The organism is bacterium endosymbiont of Bathymodiolus sp. 5 South (assembly GCF_900128535.1).
Lineage (GTDB): Bacteria > Pseudomonadota > Gammaproteobacteria > PS1 > Pseudothioglobaceae > Thiodubiliella.
Genome location: NZ_FQTR01000321.1, coordinates 1 through 1,276 on the forward strand (window position 1 = coordinate 1; position 1,276 = coordinate 1,276).

Consider the following 1,276-nt stretch of genomic DNA (forward strand, 5'->3'; position numbering starts at 1 on the left):
ATTGTATGACAGTGGAAATGGCACCATCAACGCCGAAGTAACCGGCAGAACAACACAAATAGAAGTCAATGCTGATGGCACCAAAACCATGCTAACAGGAGGCACTAAGACGATTTATAGTTGGGATACTGATAAAGGGGAAATTACTCAAAAAACTGAAACGGTTAAAAGCCACAGTGAAGTGTTGAGGAATCCATTGGTTAATCTTAATGAAGAAATACAAAGATTGGAAGAGTTGCTTATGAGTAAAAAAATCACATCTAAAGAGCAAATTAAGCATATTTATATTTTATCTGACGCTCTTTATACTTTTCGTGAAATACGAGAAAATGATTTAAGCTCCTGTGCCTCTGAAATAGAAAGATTAAAATTAGATTTTGACAAATATTTAAGAGAAAATCAAGATTCAGAAATTATAGGAGAATTAAATAGGATAGACGCTGTTGTGCAAGATTTTATTACTGATATTGAAGTTCAAAACTTGAGAAGAACAGAACAGTCTGCGCAACTTGCACGCGAAAAATACGGAGCAGATAAAATACTGGAAGTTAGCGATAAAGTTAGCGAATTAAAGAAGACGCATAAATGGTTTTTGGATCTTGCAAGTCACAGCCCTGCCATGCGTGAACAATTAGAACACGATATATCAACTATAGAATATGAAATTCAAGTGGCTGAGGAATCTGAAGCTGAACTTAGGCAATGGAAGGTAGAGGAGATAAGTCAGGGCGACATTACAGATCCATTTGTGGGATACATACGCCAAATTATTATAACAATAGAAGATGACCCAGGCACAATTCAAGATGAGTCACGACTGGCAGCAAAATATCCAAACAATACAACTGTTGTCCATATGGATAAAAATGGTAATTACAAAGTTGTATACGGACTTAAATTAAATAAAATACCAAAAGGCGATATTAAGGTTATAATCAATGGGCATGGTGATTCAAAAGGAATTGGCGACAGAAGCATTGAAGAAATTGCCGAACATATTAGTATTATAGATCGGGCTACTGGTGAGGATTCTGGCGTGAGGAAAGTCAGTTTGGCTTCCTGTAGTTTAGGGGAGAAATATGCAATAAAGCTTCTACCTAAGTTACGAGAACAAGGAATAAGTGATGCCAAAGTAAGTGTCAGACCTGCTCCTGTAATGGTTCTTTTGGATGGCAGAAAAATTATAATGGATTCAGAAGAAGGTTCTTCTGGAAAATATCGCTCCAGCGCCCTTAAAAAAACTTTCGCCTTCAATGAAAAAGGCGAAATAGTCCCT

The 1,276-nt window shown here is 36.7% G+C and carries 1 protein-coding gene; it reads left to right on the plus strand.

Annotation, left to right across the window (positions count from 1 at the left end; genetic code table 11):
• Positions 1 to 1,276 (plus strand): C80 family cysteine peptidase (locus BBROOKSOX_RS11160; protein WP_139661905.1); only part of this gene is annotated, 1,276 nt, incomplete at both ends.